General features: G+C 39.7%; 17 protein-coding genes. 3 read left to right on the forward strand and 14 right to left on the reverse strand.

Translation table 11 applies throughout. The features are described 5' to 3' along the window. Nucleotides 1-8 precede the first annotated feature (8 nt). The 7 genes from accD to AC27JP_RS01660 all read right to left on the reverse strand — a co-directional run bounded on the left by accD (nucleotide 9) and on the right by AC27JP_RS01660 (nucleotide 9,549). Complete coding sequence (gene accD / locus AC27JP_RS01630; protein WP_487111693.1) at nucleotides 9-866, reverse strand: acetyl-CoA carboxylase, carboxyltransferase subunit beta; 858 nt, start codon at nucleotides 864-866, stop codon at nucleotides 9-11. Nucleotides 867-1,024: 158 nt separating this feature from the next. Then, nucleotides 1,025-1,807 carry a tRNA pseudouridine(38-40) synthase TruA gene (truA, locus tag AC27JP_RS01635; protein WP_487111694.1) on the reverse strand — a complete coding sequence of 261 codons (783 nt, stop codon included), beginning with the start codon at nucleotides 1,805-1,807 and terminating at the stop codon, nucleotides 1,025-1,027. A gap of 302 nt (nucleotides 1,808-2,109) precedes the next feature. Continuing rightward, nucleotides 2,110-5,661: a FimV/HubP family polar landmark protein gene (locus AC27JP_RS01640; RefSeq protein WP_487111695.1), complete on the reverse strand. Its 3,552-nt coding sequence runs from the start codon at nucleotides 5,659-5,661 to the stop codon at nucleotides 2,110-2,112. A gap of 276 nt (nucleotides 5,662-5,937) precedes the next feature. Continuing rightward, nucleotides 5,938-6,963 (reverse strand): aspartate-semialdehyde dehydrogenase, encoded by a 1,026-nt coding sequence (locus AC27JP_RS01645; RefSeq protein WP_487111696.1) that lies wholly within the window; start codon nucleotides 6,961-6,963, stop codon nucleotides 5,938-5,940. Nucleotides 6,964-6,977: 14 nt separating this feature from the next. After that, a complete protein-coding gene (locus AC27JP_RS01650) occupies nucleotides 6,978-8,105 on the reverse strand; it encodes a 4-phosphoerythronate dehydrogenase (RefSeq protein WP_487111697.1) in 1,128 nt (375 codons plus the stop codon). Between the two features lie 44 nt (nucleotides 8,106-8,149). Next, the gene (locus AC27JP_RS01655; RefSeq protein ID WP_487079469.1) at nucleotides 8,150-8,539 is read right to left on the reverse strand and encodes a 5-carboxymethyl-2-hydroxymuconate Delta-isomerase; all 390 of its coding nucleotides are present in this window, start codon (nucleotides 8,537-8,539) and stop codon (nucleotides 8,150-8,152) included. Nucleotides 8,540-8,655: 116 nt separating this feature from the next. Further along, entirely contained in the window at nucleotides 8,656-9,549 is an 894-nt protein-coding gene (locus AC27JP_RS01660) for a LysR family transcriptional regulator (protein WP_487111698.1), read from the reverse strand. A 113-nt stretch (nucleotides 9,550-9,662) separates the two neighbouring features. On the opposite strand from AC27JP_RS01660, the gene AC27JP_RS01665 reads away from it, so the two are divergent. Continuing rightward, nucleotides 9,663-10,721 (forward strand): NAD(P)/FAD-dependent oxidoreductase, encoded by a 1,059-nt coding sequence (locus AC27JP_RS01665; protein WP_487111699.1) that lies wholly within the window; start codon nucleotides 9,663-9,665, stop codon nucleotides 10,719-10,721. Between the two features lie 301 nt (nucleotides 10,722-11,022). Here the strand turns inward: AC27JP_RS01665 and fabB are convergent, their stop codons facing one another. Further along, complete coding sequence (gene fabB, locus AC27JP_RS01670) at nucleotides 11,023-12,234, reverse strand: beta-ketoacyl-ACP synthase I (protein ID WP_487111700.1); 1,212 nt, start codon at nucleotides 12,232-12,234, stop codon at nucleotides 11,023-11,025. A 179-nt stretch (nucleotides 12,235-12,413) separates the two neighbouring features. Here fabB and mnmC point away from each other — a divergent pair, with 179 nt between their 5' ends. Next, a complete protein-coding gene (gene mnmC / locus AC27JP_RS01675) occupies nucleotides 12,414-14,417 on the forward strand; it encodes a bifunctional tRNA (5-methylaminomethyl-2-thiouridine)(34)-methyltransferase MnmC2/FAD-dependent 5-carboxymethylaminomethyl-2-thiouridine(34) oxidoreductase MnmC1 (protein WP_487111701.1) in 2,004 nt (667 codons plus the stop codon). 15 nt (nucleotides 14,418-14,432) lie between these two features. On the opposite strand, the gene AC27JP_RS01680 is transcribed toward mnmC, so the two are convergent. From AC27JP_RS01680 to nhaA, 5 genes are all read right to left on the reverse strand, one after another. Further along, nucleotides 14,433-14,705 (reverse strand): YfcL family protein, encoded by a 273-nt coding sequence (locus AC27JP_RS01680; protein WP_487111702.1) that lies wholly within the window; start codon nucleotides 14,703-14,705, stop codon nucleotides 14,433-14,435. 95 nt (nucleotides 14,706-14,800) lie between these two features. Next, nucleotides 14,801-15,934 carry an ATP-NAD kinase family protein gene (locus AC27JP_RS01685; RefSeq protein ID WP_487111703.1) on the reverse strand — a complete coding sequence of 378 codons (1,134 nt, stop codon included), beginning with the start codon at nucleotides 15,932-15,934 and terminating at the stop codon, nucleotides 14,801-14,803. 23 nt (nucleotides 15,935-15,957) lie between these two features. Further along, the gene (locus AC27JP_RS01690; protein WP_487111704.1) at nucleotides 15,958-16,545 is read right to left on the reverse strand and encodes an elongation factor P hydroxylase; all 588 of its coding nucleotides are present in this window, start codon (nucleotides 16,543-16,545) and stop codon (nucleotides 15,958-15,960) included. A gap of 248 nt (nucleotides 16,546-16,793) precedes the next feature. Beyond that, complete coding sequence (locus tag AC27JP_RS01695) at nucleotides 16,794-17,666, reverse strand: prohibitin family protein (RefSeq protein WP_487111705.1); 873 nt, start codon at nucleotides 17,664-17,666, stop codon at nucleotides 16,794-16,796. 59 nt (nucleotides 17,667-17,725) lie between these two features. Continuing rightward, nucleotides 17,726-18,922 carry a Na+/H+ antiporter NhaA gene (nhaA, locus tag AC27JP_RS01700; protein ID WP_487111706.1) on the reverse strand — a complete coding sequence of 399 codons (1,197 nt, stop codon included), beginning with the start codon at nucleotides 18,920-18,922 and terminating at the stop codon, nucleotides 17,726-17,728. A gap of 245 nt (nucleotides 18,923-19,167) precedes the next feature. Between nhaA and AC27JP_RS01705 the strand changes: the two genes are divergently transcribed. Continuing rightward, nucleotides 19,168-19,638 carry an Lrp/AsnC family transcriptional regulator gene (locus AC27JP_RS01705; protein ID WP_487111707.1) on the forward strand — a complete coding sequence of 157 codons (471 nt, stop codon included), beginning with the start codon at nucleotides 19,168-19,170 and terminating at the stop codon, nucleotides 19,636-19,638. 65 nt (nucleotides 19,639-19,703) lie between these two features. On the opposite strand, the gene AC27JP_RS01710 is transcribed toward AC27JP_RS01705, so the two are convergent. Beyond that, nucleotides 19,704-20,375 (reverse strand): hypothetical protein, encoded by a 672-nt coding sequence (locus tag AC27JP_RS01710; RefSeq protein WP_487111708.1) that lies wholly within the window; start codon nucleotides 20,373-20,375, stop codon nucleotides 19,704-19,706. Between the last annotated feature and the right edge of the window lie 286 nt (nucleotides 20,376-20,661).

The raw sequence follows: 20,661 nt of genomic DNA on the forward strand, positions 1-20,661 counted from the left end.
ATTTACCGTTATGCAGCTGGGCTATCTTGTCCCATAAATTTGGCAAGCATACGTGCCAAAGTACTACGCATTTCGCGACGATCAACAATCAAGTCGATAGCGCCCTTTTCTTTTAAGAATTCACTGCGTTGGAAGCCTTCAGGTAATTTTTCACGTACCGTTTGCTCAATAACGCGCGGGCCAGCAAAACCAATTAACGCTTTCGGCTCAGCCACATTAATGTCACCTAGCATAGCTAAACTTGCCGATACACCGCCCATAGTAGGATCGGTTAATACCGAAACATAAGGTAAACCTTTTTCACTCATTTTAGCGAGCGCAGCACTGGTTTTTGCCATTTGCATTAATGAGAAAAGCGCTTCTTGCATTCGTGCGCCACCACTTGCTGAGAAACAAACAAAGGGTAAGTCGTGTTCTAAACAATATTCAACACCTTTAACGAAGCGTGCTCCTACAACTGAAGCCATTGAGCCACCTAAAAATGAGAACTCAAATGCTGCTGCAACAACTGGCATCCCGTGTAATTCACCTTTCATCACGACTAAGGCGTCTTTTTCACCGGTATTTTTTTGTGCTGCTGAAATTCTGTCTTTATAACGCTTAGAATCTTTAAACTTAAGAATATCTTGCGCTTCAAACTCTTCACCAAGTTCAAGACGTTCACCTTGGTCAAGGAAGCCATCAATACGTTTACGCGCAGAAATACGCATATGATGATCACATTTAGGACAAACCGACATTTGTCGATCTAACTCAACTTTATATAGAACCGCGTTACAGCTAGTACACTTACTCCAAACACCTTCTGGGATGTTCTTTTTCTGTGTCGACTTTGCTTTTGGGAGAATTTTTTCTATCCAGCTCATAATATTTCTTTTGCCTATGCACGAAAAATTTAATAATTGTTTAAAATACAACCACTAAATATAAAAATTTTGCTAATTACAAATATAACGATGAATTAAACCACAGATTACCTACACAATTATAGGAAAAACTGGTCTGTTTTCTTAATTTTAACGGATTATAGTAAAAACAACGGTCCGGGGCTACGCTTTGGAATACCAAACTCCTCAGGATAATCAACATCAACAAAGTATAAACCTGCAGATGGTGCCGTCATACCCGCCACGCAGCGATTTTTTGCTTCTAGCACTTCTTTAAGCCAACTTACCGACTCTAGTTCCTGGCCAATCCTCATTAAACTTCCAGCAATATTTCGTACCATATGATGTAGAAATGCATTACCTCTAACATCAATGATAATAAATTCGCCTTGGCGAGAAACATTGCAGTGATACAAGGTACGAATAGGTGAATGCGATTGACAATGCACGGTTCTAAATGAAGTAAAGTCGTGACGACCAACCAAATATTGAGCGGCCTGATGCATTAAGTTTTCATTCAATGGGTAGTGACAAAAGCTAATGCCAGAGCTTAAAATTGCCGAACGTAGACGATTGTTATTGATGATATAACGGTAACGTCTTGCCGTTGCACTAAATCTCGCGTGAAAGTCTTCATTAACTTCTTTCACCCAAGCAACGGCGATATCTTGAGGTAAGTTGGTATTTACCCCAAGTGTCCAAGCGACATCTTTGCGCACTTTATCGGTATCAAAATGAATAATTTGGTTGGTGGCATTGACCCCAGTATCAGTTCGGCCCGCACAAATCACCTCAATCGGCTCATTGGCAATTTTGGATAGGGCTTGCTCTAATTTTTCTTGTACACTGACCGCATTTTTCTGTCTTTGCCAACCATGGTATTTACTACCATCATATTCTATACCTAAAGCGTAACGCATTTTCTTCTCCACAGCTAAGGCTGCGCATTATCCATGATTTTACGCTTTATTGCCAAGCCACTATTTAAGAATATGTAAAAGTAATATCGCCGACATTAATCCATAGCTATATCGACCTTCTTTCACATCGACAAGCAAGGACGCTTGAATGCCGTGCAAGCATAAATAACTAAACGCCATATGAATACCCTTTATTGACAGGTATGGAAGCCTTAATGCCTTGAAAGACAGGATGTTTGAGAAAGGCCTGAACATAAAAAGGCTGCAAATTGCAGCCTTTTTTCGGTAAGCACTTAGATGTGTTATAAATTATCTAACAATTGCTGAGCGTCAAACTGCTGTTGGGCATCACCTTGTTTAACCACATCTTGCAAAATAACTTCCGCATTTTCTGTATCTCCGATTTCAATATAGACTTTAGCTAAATCTAATTTAGCTGCCATACCATTATCATCGTCGTCCATATCTTCTTCAGTAATATTTCCGGCAAACTCAGGAAACTCACCAAGCCCAACATCGATATTCATTTTTTCATAAGGCTCTGTAGGCGCACCGTCTAATAAACTATCTGATAATAAGGAATCAACCGAAATAAAGTCTTCGCTGTTATTTTCTGCGTCGCCATCTTCGACAACGTCATTTTCAGAGCTTAATTCAATCTCATCACCGATATCAAAATTATCACTTAACTCAAATTCATCCGTTGATGACGAACTGGCTTCTTCTTCAATATTGGCTAATAGATCATCAAAATCTAAGTTGTCCAACTCTTTAATATCGTCAACTTCAGCAGCATTATTATTATCTTCTACTACTCTAGTTGTGCCATCATCGTCAGCTAATAAATCAGCTAAAACATTGCTATCGGTAAAGTCTGGCGATAGCTCAACCATGGCATCAGCATCTTTCTCATCATTGAGCAGTTGCGTTAAAGTTGATTCATCAAAATCAGCTGACAAGTCTTGCAACGTGTCATCATCAATAAACGATGTGCTTTCAACGGATGTACTGTCATCTGACAATTCAGTATCAAGGAGTTCATCACCAATATCTAACTGAATGTCATCTTTTGCCGACTCAGGTTGATTTACTTCATCAATTAAAGCGTCAATATCAAAATCATCAGAAATGTCATCGGTGTTATTGTCAGGTTCAATTTCAACGCTATCTTCTGGGCTAGAGCCTGGCAAGGTCATTTCTTTAGCCAAATTCTCTTCAACAGCTGGCTCAGCGGATTCTTCACTTACCGACTCAGCAAGTAGCTCGCTAAAATCGCTATCTAAAAATGATTGAACATATTCATCTGAAAAATTATTAATAAGCTCAATATTTTCATTGGTTGCAGCTTCAACATCGGTTGCTGAACTAGAAGACTTCTCTTTTGAATCACTGCTGTCAACGACGTTGTCATTTACCGCGGCGGGCTGATGTTCGTCACCAGCCATTGCATTTAATAATGCGTCAATATCATCAGGGTCTGAAATTTCCTCGCTCATATCTTCTGTTGGCGCTTGGGCATCTGGCGTATCAGTACCTATCGCATCCAGTAAGGCATCAATATCGTCAGGATCCGATACCTCTTGGTTCATATCTTCTGCTGGCGCTTTAGCTTCTGGTGTATCAGTGCCAATCGCATCCAGTAAGGCATCAATATCGTCAGGATCTGAAACTTCTTGGCTCATATCTTCTGCTGACGCTTGGGCTTCTGGTGTATCAGTACCTATTGCATCCAGTAAGGCATCAATATCGTCAGGGTCAGATACTTCTTGGCTCATATCTTCTGCTGGCGCTTGGGCTTCTGGCGTATCAGTGCCAATCGCATCCAGTAAGGCATCAATATCATCGGGGTCAGATACTTCTTGGCTCATATCTTCTGCTGGTGCTTCAGCTTCCGGCGTATCAGTACCTATCGCATCCAGTAAGGCATCAATATCATCAGGATCTGAAACTTCTTGACTCATATCTTCTGCTGGCGCTTGGGCTTCTGGCGTATCAGTACCTATCGCATCCAATAATGCATCAACATCGTCAGGGTCTGAAACTTCTTGACTCATATCCTCTGCTGGCGCTTCAGCTTCCGCCGTATCAGTACCTATCGCATCTAGTAAGGCATCAATATCGCCAGGGTCAGATACTTCTTGGCTCATATCTTCTGCTGGCGCTTCAGCTTCCGCCGTATCAGCGCCAACGGCATCCAACAACGCATCAATATCATCAGGATCAGAAATATCTTGGGCTATGTTTTCATCTGCGGCTTGTTCATTAATTGTTGCAATTTCTTCTAATGCTGGCGAATCAGATTCAATAGTATCCAACAAGGCGTCAATGTCATCAGGATCTGAAAGCTCAGTGTTGGCATCTTCGCTAACAACCTCTTCATTAGCCGCTTCTAATAATGCATCTATATCATCAGGATCGTTAACAACGGCATTTTCTTCTACTATCTCTTCTTCAAGCTCATCTTCACTCAATAAGCTGTCTAAAGCTCCCTGCTCAACCACACCGCCAACTAATTCATCAACAACGTCGCTATCAGCTTCCTCGGTATCAAGACCTTCAAGTAATGAATCTAAGTCTCCTTGCGCTAATTCCCCGCCTTCTAACGGTTCATCTTCAACGATTTCATCAATGTCATCACCATCCAATGAAATGGTTTCAATATCATCGTCTAATGAGATATCTTCCAAATCATCAAGCTCGTCTAAATCATCATCTAATTGAATAACATCATCATCAAGTAACTCATCATCTAATGAATCTAAATCATCCGAAAATAGATCATCGTGTTCTTCATCAGTTTCTGACAGGTCAATAGATAACTCATCATCAAGTGAAAGCTCACCATCAAGTGATAATTCATCATCAAGCGAAAGTTCACTATCTAAGGCATCAGGCTCTTCAACTTGTTCTGTTTGTTTTGGCGCCGCCTCAGCTGCGTCTTTCTTCGTCACTGGGGTATCTTTAATCGGAGTTTCTTTGCTCGATTTACGTCTTAAAATAGCAGCTAGCAAGGTTAATACTAAAATTGCCGGTAATGTCGCCATCAGCACAATAAACCAAGTGCTTGACATAAAACCGCTTTCTTCTAACTCGGCTTTTTGCTTTTCTAACAAAAGTGCTTGTTCTCTAGCTTCCGCTTTTGCCAATAGCTCTTGTTGCAGCGCGATCATATCGTCCATCTGCATTTTTATTTCTTTGCCTTTCGCCACTTCATTTTGCATTACGCCCAGTTGGTCGTTAAAGCTAGAAAGGCGTTGGCGTAGCGCTTCATTCTCTTTTAATAAACTTTGTAAGCCATCTATAGAGTCTAAAACATCATTTTGAATAGTGGTCAATCTTTCTTGCTGAGTGGTGTCAATGGCTTTTAACTGAACATTGATCTCTGATTTAGCCGCTTCTAAATCTTTTTTCTTCACCGACATTTCTTCTGGTGGCTGAGCTTTTTTAGCCACAACTTTAACCACTTTTTTCTGCCAAGCTTTATCATCACTACGCGACTTTTGCTGAGCATTAGCCGTATCAATGGCCCGCATCACCTCAATAGGTGGGATCTTTAGATACTGACCATTGATCATATGGTTCAAGTTATTGTCTTTAAATGCCTCTGGGTTACTTTCATATAACGCTTGCATTACTTGATAAACTGACAATCGAGGATCTGGACGAACTTTAAGGGCTATATTCCACAAAGTATCTTTTGCAATAATGGGGCCGTAGCGGTCATAGGGAAAGGCGTCTGTTGCTTTAGGGCCGCGAATTCTGATACCGCCTTCCTCAGCGGAAATAGGCAAGCTAAAACAGCTAATGCTAATAATAAGTGCCTGCCATAGGCACAGACGTAACAATCTTTGCATCAAGATTTCCTATTTATAATAATGTTTCGCCAATAGATTGGCGGCTCCAAGTCAGGAGATTTTAAAGCAAAGATTATTCCAATTATGAATAAATGCTTTTAGAACTTAGAGTTAATGTCCGTTGTGTAATTTATTTTCGATAATAAATCATCGTATGCTTGATATATTATCGTTAATTTAACTAAAGATATATATCACGCCAAATATAAAAAAACCCGTCGCTTACTATAACGACGGGTTTTCAATTTTCTTTAGTAAATCGGTAACTTAACTAACTTAGTACTCAGAAAGATGTTCTTTAATTAATAATTCAGCAATTTGAATGCTGTTTGTTGCAGCACCTTTACGGACATTGTCAGCAACGATCCACATATTAATGCCACTATTGTGGCTTATATCTTCACGAATACGGCCAACGAAAGTTTCGTCTTTACCGCTGGCATCACCAATTTGTGTCGGGAAGTCTTCATCGTTATGGCAAACAACTAATCCTGGCGCTTGGCTTAACAACTCTTTCACTTCTTCTGCCGAAATAGGAGAATTAGTTTCGATATGCAGTGATTCACCATGGCCAAAAAATACCGGAACACGCACAGCTGTCGGGTTAACAAGTACGTTTTCATCACCCAATATTTTCTTAGTTTCCCACACCATTTTCATTTCTTCTTTGGTGTAACCATTTTCAAGAAATACATCAATTTGCGGAATAACATTAAATGCTATTTGGCGAGGGAAGTTTTTAGACTCCACAGGTTTACCACATAACAGGTCAGCAGTTTGTTTTGCTAACTCATCCATGGCAGCTTTACCACCACCAGAAACAGACTGATAAGTGCTCACATTAACGCGTGAAATACCGACTGCATCATAAATTGGCTTTAACGCCATCATCATTTGAATGGTAGAACAGTTCGGGTTAGCGATAATATTACGGTTACGATATTCAGCAAGTGCATGAGGATTAACTTCTGGCACCACTAATGGAATATCGGCTTCGTAACGAAACTCTGAGGTGTTATCAATAACAATACAGCCTGCATCACCGGCAATAGGCGCATATTTTGCTGATATTGCGCCGCCTGCAGAAAAGAAACCTATTTGAGCAAGGCTCCAATCAAAATTATCAGCGTCTAATACTTCAACATTTTCACCATTGAATTCAATAAACTCGCCGGCAGAACGAGCACTAGCTAGCGGATAGAGCTTATTAATAGGAAAATCGCGTTGTTCAAGTATTTCAATAATGGTTTTGCCAACTAATCCTGTTGCACCCAGTACGCAAATATCAAATTTCTGTGCCATGTTCCTCTCTCTTTTTATGCAAGTTTTTTACTGAAGCCAAGCTGATGTGGCGCATCTGTGCTTAACGCGTTATTCAAGCCAACCATAACAGACGAAAACTCCCGGCGAGTCGGGTAGGTTTTGCGAATATGGTCAAATCCTTGAGTTTTAATTTGTTGACGGAAAATAGCATCGTCACGGCGAACATCGTATACCATTTTTACCATCTGGTTTAGTAGTATTTCGTCAAACGCTTGCTTTATTTCGACATATTCAATCGACGGTGCCGGTAAAAAGTCTTCCAGGCGTTTATTTGGTAAAATATCTAACTGTTGACATAATGCCCGATACAGCATTTCTGTACCACGAGCTTTTCCTTCTAAGCTATAACCAGCAATGTGTGCCGTGGTAATTTCACAATGCTCAATTAATGGCAAGAGAATATTTGGCTCTGCTTCCCAAACATCTAACACCAATTTTAATTGATGCCCTGATTGTTTCATTGCTAGCAGAGCCTGATTGTCAATAACTTCCCCGCGGCAGGCATTTATAAGTATTTGATTTTCATTTAATTGGGCTAAACGCTTTGCATCAAGTAAGTGATAAGTTGAATGTTGACCTTCACGAGTTAACGGCACATGCAGCGAAACAATATCGCAGCTAAGCGCTTGCTCAAGCGGCACAAATTCTCGCTTATCATTATCATCTTCAGCCAATAATGGGTCACACAATACATGCTTAATATTTAGTGCGGTTAATTTCTCGCTCAAGCGTGAGCCGGTATTGCCCGCTCCGACAATGCCTACTGTCATGCTTGTTAAATTAAGTAAATAACGTTCAGCTAAAATCACCATTGAACTTAACACATACTCAGCAACTGAAACGGCATTACAACCGGGTGCTGAATGAAAACTAACCTGTCGCTGTTTTAAGTAATTTTGATCAATATGATCAACACCTATAGTGGCAGTGCCGACAAAACTAAGTTGCTTATTATCATTAAGTAATGCCTGATTTACTTTAGTGATAGAGCGAACCAATAACGCATCAGCATTAGCAACATCGTTTGCGGTCAGTGTTCTGCCTGAAAATGCCGTCAGCTCACCAATATCCTGAAAAAACTCTGCCGCAAATGGCATATTTTCATCATAAAAAATATTCAAAATTTTCTTCCAAAATTTATTAAAATAATACGGCTACTCAATCCCTAAGACGTTAAGGTTAATTTCTTCGCGTAGCTTTCTTTCTCAATATTAGTCACTTCGACAGTAATCGCTGCATCTTCAATACCTAAGCGTTCAAGTTGGTTACTAACACTTGCACTAAGGCTTTTACGTTGCGACAAATCTCGCCCCGAAAGGATTTTCAAATTTACATGAACAAATACTTGTTCTGAGCCAGGAAGATAAAAGTCATCAAATGCACATGCTCTTACTTTGATATCACTCGCGGCAAACAATTCACTTTGATTCGCACCTTTATAAACAGCATGCATTAGCTGCTCTACCGGTAAATTCGCGGTAATTTTTTTTGAATACTCAATAATACAATGTGGCAAAGGAAGCTCGTAGATAAAATCAATAACTAGATATGGCATTGTAGCGAACATCACTAATAAAAAGAATATAGCTAAAACGGTTATTTAGGCTATTTTCTAATACTTTAGACTATGATGGTTAGGGCATTCGGGTGAAATTTATTGATATCGTAAAGTTAGAGAGTGTTAAAAAATAGTGATTCAGGACTAATTGACTTATGGACCTTCAGTAAATCAATAAATTTTCTCACTTTTGGAATATTGATAATATCTCGGTGCACTAATAACCACGTACATACCTGCCAATTTTCATCCATCACAATTTCAACTAACTCGTTATGACTTTCAACAAAACTTCTAGAGCTTACCCCTATTCCACAGCCATTATGTAATGCATAACTTAAAACTTGCTGAGTGGAGCTTGTCACAACAATATTACGACTAGAAATATGATGATATATCCACTCATTCCATGGTAAATGTTCAAGCCTCTCCGCTAAAGCAAGAAACTTATGCTCAGATAGGTTTTCTTTTGTTGGCAGGCCAAAACGTGAAATATATTTTTGATGCACACAAAGTGTCAACTCAATATTAGCAAATGGCATAACAATGTTATCTAAGGTTTCCGGCTTTACACCTGTACGTATTGCAATATCTGCTTCACCATATTCAAGATTAAATTTTCTTGTGTCACCAATAATATTAATACTAACGTTCGGATAAAGCCTTTGATACTCTGCAATAGTTGGGAATAGCAACTGAGATAACTCACTAACACAAGTTATTGTTAGCGTGCCTTCTAGCACTTCTTCTTTATTTTTTGCTCGCTTGGCAAATTGACCAAATTGAATATCAGTTATTTCACCTAAGCGCATAATTTCTAAACCGGCTTCCGTAGCAATATAGCCTTTATCGTTTCTTTGAAATAATTTTAGTTGCAGGCTGGCCTCTAGAGCATCGATATGTCGCATCACTGTCGAGCGATGTATACCAAGGTCAATTGCTGTTGCAGCTAAGGTTCCCAGCTTTGCCAACCGATAAGCTGTTCTTATTTCTGTCCACTTTTCCATAACCACACCTCGTTGCAAATATGCACACCTGAGTTTTATATTCGCTCATTAACAGCAATATCGCAACACCCTATCATATGTCACATAGCTAAATACTGAATGAGAAATTAATAATGAATACACAAGTACTGATCATAGGTGGCGGGTTCGCCGGCGTTGCAACCGCACAAAAATTAGAGAAACAAGGGGTAAAAACAACTTTAGTTGATAGAAAGGATTATTTTGAAGTCACCTACGCCGTATTAAGAGATGTTGCTGCACCACAAATGAATAACGGTAAATCACGAAGATATTACCATGACATTCTTACTGGCTCATTTATACAAAGTGGCGTTAAAGAATTAAAGGAAACGTCAGCAGTTTTAGAAAATGGCACAAGCATTACTTTCGATAAAGTCGTTATTGCATCAGGTTCACGTTACCCAAGTTTACCTTTGGCTAAGTCATCCCACGCTATTTCCTTATCAGAGCGCACTAATGAACTTAGTGATCAACACAAAAAATTAAAAGCCGCTTCTCACGTACTTATTATCGGTGGTGGGGTCGTAGGTGTCGAATTAGCAGGTGAAATTGCTTCAGCCATGCCTCATATCAACTTAACATTGGCTCATAAGGGCAGCACATTATTGGATGGCTTCAAGAAAAAAGCACAAACCAAAGCGCTAAAACAATTAACCGCAGCTGGCGTAAACGTAGAGCTTAATTGCTTTTATCAAGAAAAAGATAATGCTTATATTGACAAAAACAGCGGTAAATCAATTACACCAGGTATTGCTTATAGCGCTACCGGAACAATACCCAATAATGATTTCTTAACAAAAAACTTTGCTCATATCCTTAATGACCGAGGACTCGTGGTAGTTAATGAAAATTTAGCGGTAACAAAGCAAAATAATTTTTATGCCATTGGCGATATTGCTGATGTCGGTGAAGCAAAGCTAGGCTATTTAGCATTAGAGCAAGGCAAGTATTTAGCACAAAACATTGCCAAACAACTCGAGGGTAGATCAAATAAAGCCTATAAACGTAATCCTTTTATTGCACTGGTACCTACAGGGCAAAAAACTGGTGTGGTGCAATTTCCGTTTATGGTATCAACATGGAAAGCGCTCGTTAACATCAAACAAAAGGATTTATTTATTAGCAAAACTTACAATGAATTTGCAAAGTAAAAGCTACATATGTTAACGAGAAAAATCATCGGGTCGCACCCATTCCCTGCATGGACGCAGGTATTTAGGTGATGTCTGGAACAAATAACCTAACGTGCATGAATGCACTAATGCCTGATACAACAGTATGTCTGAGAAAGGCCTGAACATCGGCGCTCTTTCACATCCATATGATCGCGCCATTGCCTACAGGGATGTAGGTACTTAACTTTTGTCTTGAACAAAAAAGCTGACCGTTCACCCTGAACATAAAAAAGCCGCTAAATTAGCGGCTTTTTCTTAAATAATACCAACTTAAATATTATTTATATTTTTGCATAAGCAAAGTTGCGTTAGTGCCGCCAAAACCAAAGCTATTTGACATTACTAAATTTAGTTCAGCATCACGTTTTTCAGTAACTATGTCTAAACCTTCAGCTTGCTCATCTAAAGTATTAATATTAATTGAAGGAGCAACAAAGTTATGTTCCATCATTAGCAATGAGTAAATTGCTTCATGCACACCTGCTGCGCCTAAGGCGTGACCTGTCATGGCTTTTGTTGCACTAATTGCTGGAGAATCATCACCAAATACCGCTTGAATAGCGCCAAGCTCTTTAACATCACCTACTGGAGTCGATGTACCGTGCGTGTTCAAGTAATCAACTTTACCTTCAACACCGTGCATGGCTTGTTGCATACAACGAATAGCGCCTTCACCACTTGGAGCAACCATGTCGTAACCGTCAGATGTTGCGCCATAGCCAACAATTTCAGCGTAAATATGTGCGCCACGTGCTAAGGCATGTTCTAGTTCTTCAACAACAACCATACCGCCGCCGCCAGAAATAACGAAACCATCACGGTCAGCATCATATGTACGTGAAGCTTGTTCAGGTGTTTCATTGTATTTAGACGATAACGCGCCCATGCCATCAAACATCATAGCTAATGACCAGTGCACTTCTTCACCACCACCGGCAAATACTACATCTTGCTTACCTAACTGAATTAACTCAGCGGCATGTCCAATACAATGAGCACTAGTTGCACAAGCAGAACTAATTGAGTAGTTAACACCTAAAATTTTAAATGGTGTTGCTAAACACGCTGAAATGGTGCTCGACATAGTTTTTGGTACCGCATAAGGACCAACACGCTTAACACCTTTCTCACGAAGTGTGTCTGCAGAATTAACCACGTTTTCTGATGACGCACCACCAGAGCCAGCAACAATACCTGTACGGAAATTCGACACTTGCTCAGGCGTTAGTTTTGAATCTTTAATTGCTTGATCCATGGCTATGTATGCGTAAGCCGAAGCTTCACCCATAAAGCGTAGCGCTTTACGGTCAATATGCTCTTTCACTTCAATCTCAGGCTTGCCCCAAACTTGGCTGCGTAAACCTTTCTCAGCAAAGCTTTCTGCATTAGTAATACCTGAACGTCCTGTTTGCAATGACGACAATACTTCTTCTGCATCATTACCAATACTTGATACAATACCTAATCCGGTGATAACTACACGTTTCATTTAAATAACCATATTCAATTAAAAAATCTGGGCGTATCATACAGACTTTTGCCCCCTATACTGGTCTGTCCAGCGTACACTTGTACACTGAATTTTTACGTTTTTATGACAGAGCTCAATAATACGCGGTAAAATAACCTTTTTTTGTGCCTAACAACAAGTAAGAAGATTGTAAAAAAGTGACTGAACAAACAAAAATTAGCTTCCAAAAAGACGGTTCTCCGTATTCAACGCAGTTTGACGACATCTATTTTGATACCGAACAAGGCACAAAACAAAGTGAATGCGTTTTTATTAGTGGCAATAATATTAAAGCCCGACTAGCTAATAACACCGGCAAATTTGTTATCGCCGAAACCGGTTTTGGTACCGGTTTAAATTTTTTGCTGACGCTAACCATTTTTCAACAATTACAGCATGAAAGTGCAGTTAACAATAAAAAAAGCACTTTGCACTTCATCAGTGTCGAAAAATACCCGTTATCAAAAAGCCAACTTATTCAATCATTAAAAATATTGCCAGAGCTGAACGAGTTTAGTCAGCAACTTATTGAGCAATATCCAGAAAACCCAAGCGGTGAAGCAACGCTTTCGTTTCTCGATGGCGCCGTATCATTACAATTAATATTTGACGATGCCACACTAGGATTATCGACTCTCGCAACGCAGACACATCACAGGCATATGGCAATTGTTGATGCCTGGTTTCTTGATGGTTTTTCACCGGCGAAAAACCCAGAGATGTGGCAACCCGCGCTATTTGAGCAAATAACACGGCTGTCTAAAGAGCAAGCGACAATCGCCACCTTTACTGTCTCAGGGAAAGTTAAGCGCCAGCTCATTTCAGCAGGTTTTCGGGTCGAAAAACGTCTTGCTGATGGCAAAAAAAGTGAAATGTTAGCGGGTGTCTTTCAACAAAATCCGCAATCAGGAAAAGGCTATCAACAACGGCCTTTAATCGCCAAACCGCAGCATGTCAGTATTATTGGTGGTGGTATTGCTTCGGCCTGTGCGGCCTATGCGCTAACAAAAAGTGGCGTTAAGGTAACGGTTTATTGCCAAGACTTCAGTGTTGCTCAAGGGGCATCAAGCAATAATATTGGCGCCTTGTATCCGCTTATTCATCAACAGGCCGACGACATAAGTTTATTTTATCAACACGCCTTTGAGCATGCGGTCAGTCATTATCAAAGTATTTTCAAACAAGATTTTAGTTTTGATCACGACTGGTGTGGTTTATTAGAAATCTCATACAAACCAGCACTAGAGTTACGTCAACAACATATTGCCAATTCAAAGGTTTGGCCTGAGAGTTTAATTCATAGTGTTGATAAAAAACAAGCCAGTAAACTGGCAGGAATTTCATTAGCGCACGGCGGACTATTCTTTCCAAAAGCGGGCTGGATAGCACCTGCCCAACTCGTTAAAGCGATATTTAAGGCGGCAGAGTCGACCAATAGATTACGCATTGAAACCGGTATTAAAATTGAAAAAATTAGCCAGCAACCGGATGGCAAATGGTTATTACATAGCACAACGGAAAACTTTAAAGCCAGCGTGTTAGTTTACTGTGGCGGCGCACAAGGTATTCCGTTAAATACCATTGAGCAATTGCCCTTAACTTCAGTGCGCGGGCAAGTGACCAGCATGGCAAGCAATAATGAAGTCAAAAACTTATCAACGGTGATTTGCCATAAAGGCTATTTAACACCGGCTAATAACAACTTACATTGCATCGGTGCGACTTTTCAGAAAAACAATTTTGATACCGACGCTAAGCCGGAAGAAGATAAGTTCAATCTTGATATGCTGGAGAAATGTTTGCCCGGGTTAAGCCAATGGCAAGCTAGTGACATTGTCAGTAGCAAAGCACGCTTACGTTGCATGACACCTGACCACCTGCCGATGGTAGGTGCTATGCCAGACCTTGATGCTCACAAAACAACATATGGCCATTTAAGCAAAGACAAACGCTGGCGCTATCATCAACAAGCGCCAGTTATCGAAAACCTTTATATGGTGACAGGTTTAGGTGCGCGTGGTTTATGCACCGCGCCATTATTGGCAGATATTTTAGTAGCCGATATTTGCGGCACGCCGTATCCACTCAATAATGAGCAGCTATTTAACCTTGCACCTAACCGTTTTGTTATTCGTGATATTATTCGCAGAAAATTCGACTAAGGCTGCTAGGTAATTTTACGCGCTAAAGGCAGTATTTAATTGCTGCCAATAGTCTTGCACTATTTGTCGGTCTTGTGGGCTAAGTTCTGTGCGGGCAGCCTGCAGTTTTTCACTAATATTATCAGCCAAGGCTTGCGTCAACGCTTGTGATTCATCACCAAACTCACTGCCGGCTAAACTAATAAAGCCACGCAAGTAACTGCCAGCAAAAAGTTCATCCGCACTTATGTCTTGTGATACTTGTTCATCCAAATAGTGATATAAGGCGGTAAGGTTTTCAAATTGCATTTTTAATTCCAAAATCATTTCAGCTCAACCAGACAATGTTTGAGCCTGTTCTCAATATCTTTTAATCTTAAAAGGGTTAAATATTTTTTCAGGCACTACTGCGGGCTAGTCACAGGATACAATACTTGGTCATTGTAACCGGTAATAACCGGTAAATAGCCCGACAATTCAATATCAAGCGCACTATCGCCGGTATCCGCAATTAATGGCCTTGCGTCTAAAGCATTCAACTTAGTTTTAGTGGCGATGATAAGAATATTCTCTTTACCGATAGCACGAATAACTCTTGGGCTTAGCTGTTGATTGCCACGGCCAAAAATATGCCCTTGGCCGCCAATTAAGGTGATAACAAGTTTTATATCGCCCTGTGAATAAGGCTGAATTAACTGCCATAATTGTGGCTCTGTTAGGTCATTGGCAATGAGCTCTTGCTGAGCAACAGCATCAACGCCAAGCAAAGTGTTTTCCAGTGCTAACTCTTCCATCACAAACGCTGTCGTAGAGCCCGAGCCAATAATAAATAGCTCATCATCCATTTTTGAAATAATATCAGCGGCGATATCTTGTAAAACTAATTCATCAGATTCTTTACCACCTGACTTTACTGCTTGAATATAGCGCAGCTCTGATGGTACTTGCATTTCACCATAACGTTTCGCTTTGACAATGCCTTGTCGAAATAAGCTTTCATCAATGTCCATTACATCAGCATCGGTTAAGCTGACTAATTGATTTGTAATCATTAACTCTACTACCCGACCGGCTGCCTTTGGCGTAATGGCATAAACACCTGAATGAATTTTACAGCCTGCAGGAATACCCAATACTGGAAATTTATCAGCGACGATATGACATACATTGCGAGCGGTACCATCGCCACCTGCAAATAACAGCAAATCAATATCTTCAGTGATTAATTTGCTAACGGCCTGCTCAGTATCACGCTCATTGGTGGTTTCATGTTCAACTTGGTGGATCACCTTAGTTGTAAAGCCCAATGCTCTTGCCGTACTTTCACCCATATTGCCTGAAACCGTATTGATAATGATATTATCTTTATAAGGTAACAGTATCTCCAAGGCTAATGCGGCTCGAGCATTAGATTTCGCTGTTGCTCCCAGTGCTACGGCTTGCTCCGCCACGCCTTCTCCGTCACTACCTTTTAAGGCAACACTGCCACCAATACCGGCAATTGGGTTGATCACTAAACCTAAGTTAAACTTTTGCATTGAGTTTTCTCATATTATTCTTGTTAACATATTTCAACAGCGTCTGCTGTGTAGTGAAAATATTCTGATGTTAAAGGCCAAGGGCGCTGGTAATGTTTTGCTAGCACCTGAATTAAAGTTTCGGCATCTTTTGGAAAACCAACATTTAAATAACGACATACCTGTTGATAAACTTTGGCTTTAAAAGCAAAACGATCAGTTTGGCCTGTACCCGATAAATTATCCGTTGAAACATCAAAATCTTTTCCAGCAGCCACACACAGTGCCCACTCAATTGCCTGTGGTTTAATTTCAACTTTTTCAAAAGCAAGCTGCTGTTGCTGATCTCGACCGTCCGGCACATACCAATAGCCAAAGTCTTCCAATTTACGTCTAGCAGTGCCCGCTAAACACCAGTGCGAGACCTCATGCAAAGCACTGGCATAATAGCCATGAGCAAACACTATTTGGTTATATTGACAGGTTTCACTAGCAGGCAAGTATATTGGCTCATCACCGCCTTTAACTAAGCGGGTATTATATTCTTCAAAAAATGTGCTATCAAAAAGGTGAATAAAATCTTGATAGTGATGCTCTACTGCAACTGTTTTAACGGCTTCAAACGACATCATAGTCCCAACAATACACCTACTAATTAGCGAGTTATATCTCACTACAAAAATTGCCGCTATTCTAACATCGTCGTTCGGTTACATCCATATATACCCGTCCCAGTTGAAGATGGGAATACTCACTAAATACCGTTTATCCTAAACATATAGGCTCCTGTGCATCCATGCACTCGCGTTGCACGCTACTTCCTGTAAATAAAACGGCGATTGTTACATCGCCGTTTTTAAAAAAAGTACCATCCTACAGTCTAATTTTTAACACTTCTCATATCCAAAATCGGCATATTCCCGTTACCTAGCACTGTCGCGGGTAATTTACCGTCCCAGTTTTGCGCTTCGGTTAGTTTCACAATCAACGGATTATTACCTAATGCTTTGGCTTTTGCCGTAATTGCCTCAGCTTCCGCTAAACCTTTAATACGGATAGATTCAGCCTCGGCAATGGCGACTAGCTTAATACCGTCAGCTTTTGCTTTTGCCGTGTTAACATCGCGCTGCGCTTCAAGGTTTTGTCTTGCTAATTTATGCTTTTCCGCATCGGCTAAGTTTTTCTCCGTTTGCTTAGTTTCAATTGAAGTTAAATATTTCGCTGGTAATTTAATATTTTCAATTTGAATATTATCAACAGTGACCGGAAACTCTTTCATTTCTTCAATAAAGTTGGCTTCAATTGCTTGAATAGCACCGGCTCGGTCTTGGATCAATTTTTCCGCATCATACTGTGGAATAACATCTTTGGTTGCCGAACGAAAACGAGGGTCTAAAATGCGACTTTCAAACTGTGATAAACCACCATATTGTCTAAACAAATCTAGTGCAGCGGCTTTATCAACCGTCCAGTTAACCGATACGCTAATCGTCACTGGCATTTGCTCTTTCGTACTCGATGCCATTTTTTCTTCATTTTTACGGGTACGTACTTCTATTTCTTCAACGCTATCAATAAAGGGAACTTTAAAGTGCAGTCCCGGATTAACTTGCTCTTTTGCCTCGCTAAAGCGCTTAACAATACCAATATGGCCTTCATTAACGGTATAAACAGAGCCAAAGCCAGAAATGACCACGGCAACAACAACCGCAATCGACTTCATCGGGACATTTAATTTTTCAACATTCATCATTATTCCTTTTATTTTAATGACATATTTTTATTCTTATCTACCCAATTCCTATCAGGTAGTTACGCGTTTGTAGCACCGTCTTTTGACAATTTTTCCACACCACCTTTAATGACGAAGTAACCTAAAACACCTGAAATTAATGAGCCAATCACGATACCTAATCGGTCTTGAAACACTATATTGCTGCTATCTCCTTGATTAAACGCCAAAGAACCAATAAATAAACTCATGGTGAAACCTACACCACATAAAATGGCAACGCCGTATAGCAAGCGCCAACTAACATTCGTAGGCAATTGTGCAAAGCCTAGCTTTATTGCAATAAAACAAAAGCCAAATACACCAAGTTGCTTACCGACAATTAAACCAACAATAATACCTAGTGGCACTGGCGCCATAACTTCTTCAACACCAATACCAGCAAAACTTATTCCGGCGTTGGCAAAGGCAAATACCGGCAAAATAATAAAAGCCACCAGCGAATGTAAATTATGCTCAAGTGATTTTAATGGTGAAGGTTCATCTTCTTTACCTTTTATTGGAATAAAGAATGCCAACACAACTCCTGCTAACGTTGCATGTACGCCTGACTTTAATACGGCAACCCACAAAACAATACCCAAGAAAATATAAGGTGCTGTGCTCGTTACATTACGATTATTCATGATAAATAAAATGGTCAGAACAACGGCTGAGAATATTAACGACAGCATAGAAAGTTGATCGGTATAGAACAAGGCAATCACAATAATCGCCCCTAAATCATCAAATATCGCTAACGAGGTTAAAAAGACTTTAAGTTGCAACGGCACCTTACTGCCAATAACTGACAAAATACCGAGTGCAAAAGCAATATCGGTAGCAGTTGGAATAGCCCAGCCATTAATTGCTTCTGGATCGTCATAGTTAAATGCCACATAGCACAAGGCTGGAACTAACATACCACCAAAAGCACCAATAGCCGGTAGCATAATTTGTCCTGGCTGTGATAAGTCCCCTTCTAAAAATTCTCTTTTTAGCTCTAATCCCACTAAAAAGAAAAATAACGCCATTAAGCCATCATTAATCCAGAGTAATAATGGCTTAGCAATTTCAAAACTGCCAACGGCAACTTGTACTGGCACACCTAGCAACATATCGTAATAAGGCACTAACGGAGAGTTTGCAATAATCATCGCGGCAACTGCAGCAAACATAAGTATAATACCACTTGCTGCTTCTAATTTTAGGAAGTCATTAATACTTTTAATAATCATTTGTTCTCTTTTTAGTTATTTTGTCGATCAACTTTCGACATAATATGTCACCTTGAGTGATTTTACAAACTTCTGCGCTATCAATTTGTTATTGTTTGCAAAAATGATGAAAATTCGGAAACAGATATAAATATCGAAAATAATTCATATTCATAACAAATTATCTGGCAATGTTGGATTTAATAAGTGTAGTATTTATCAAAGATAACAATCGCTAATTAGGTTTCGCCAAAGGCAACGTATTAATGAAAAAACTAGATGATATAGATTTACGGATTTTAACCCTGCTATATAAAGATGCGGATATCACCAATAAAGAACTTGCGGCGCAAATAGGCATTGCACCATCAACCTGTTTAGAGCGTGTTAAACGCATGAAGAACAATGATGTGATTAACAATGCTTTCATTGATATTAACTTTAAGAGTATTGGCGGTAACATTGAAGCGATTGCGGCGATTAAATTACAGCCCTATTCTGAATTAATCGTTAATGAACTCAGAGATGATTTACTTAAGCTTCCTGAAATTATTAGCTTGTATCATATGGGTGGCAGTTATGATTACTTCATTCATATGTCTGTTAAAGATAGTGAACACTTACGTCAGTTTGTTTTTAATGCGATTACCTCTCGAGAAGAAGTAACAACGGTAGAAACTTCGCTTATTTTTGAACATAGCCGCAGTGGCGTCTTACCTAACTTTGATGAAGAGTAACACTTTCAGCGCCAACAAAAAAAGAGCTGATATACAGCTCTTTTTACACTAAATAAATATTGACACTAATGCTGCTTAAAGTCTTCAGTTTCAAAGTAAAAAGGCTTCATGGTGCCGCAATTAAGAAACTTGTATTGCAGCTCAGTACGTTTTGGTACCGGTGAAGAAGTATTAAATTTTGTTAAACAACCAGCATTGACATCAATGTGAATTATATGATCGAAACTTGGCGCCTGTTGTAACCGGTGAATATAAATTCGATTACTTTTTCGATACGAAACAACATCATATTCTTGTTGATTACTTGACGGTTTAACATCGTCCAATTTACGCATATAAAGTTGCTCGGCAAAATTTAAGGTCATATTTTTATAAACGAGCATGCCATCTCGTTCAAAATGTCCGATATAAATATCTGCTTCCAAAGCCACCTTTTCACCACGCATCAAGCGTTGTAAGTTAAATGGTTTTGGCTTAATCGTTACCATGTCGTTATCGCGCACTAAATGCACCAATGCAATATTTTTTACATCCAGTTTATACAGTAATTGCACATCATGGGGCTTATGATAAAGCGGCAAATGATAAGCAAAAATTGTCGAAGCATTATTCATTAACACCATACCGTGAACGCCAACATAGGCAGGGTCAAGCGGTGGCAACTCTTCTGGGGCAGACTCTGCCAAGCTGATAAAACTAGTGCATGTAATTAACAAAGAAACAATCAAAGCTTTCATTCAATATAACTCTCATAAAAAATTTATAAATACAGAGCAATTGTACCAGAATTACTAAACCATAAGCGCTTTAAAGCGCACTAATATTTTAATGAATTACAGGTTTAACCTAAGTTGAAATATAGCTCGGCGACGGCGTGCTTAAGCGAGCTAAACATCACCAATATTTCACACCAACAGTCAGAGAAATTTTAATGCCGTGGAGCCATGAATAGCTATGAGCGACTAGATGATTACGGTATAGCATTCATCAACATGCAGGCATGACTAATGCCTTGAAAGCTAA

The sequence above is a fragment of the Colwellia sp. SU-HH01172 genome, from assembly GCF_057553355.1.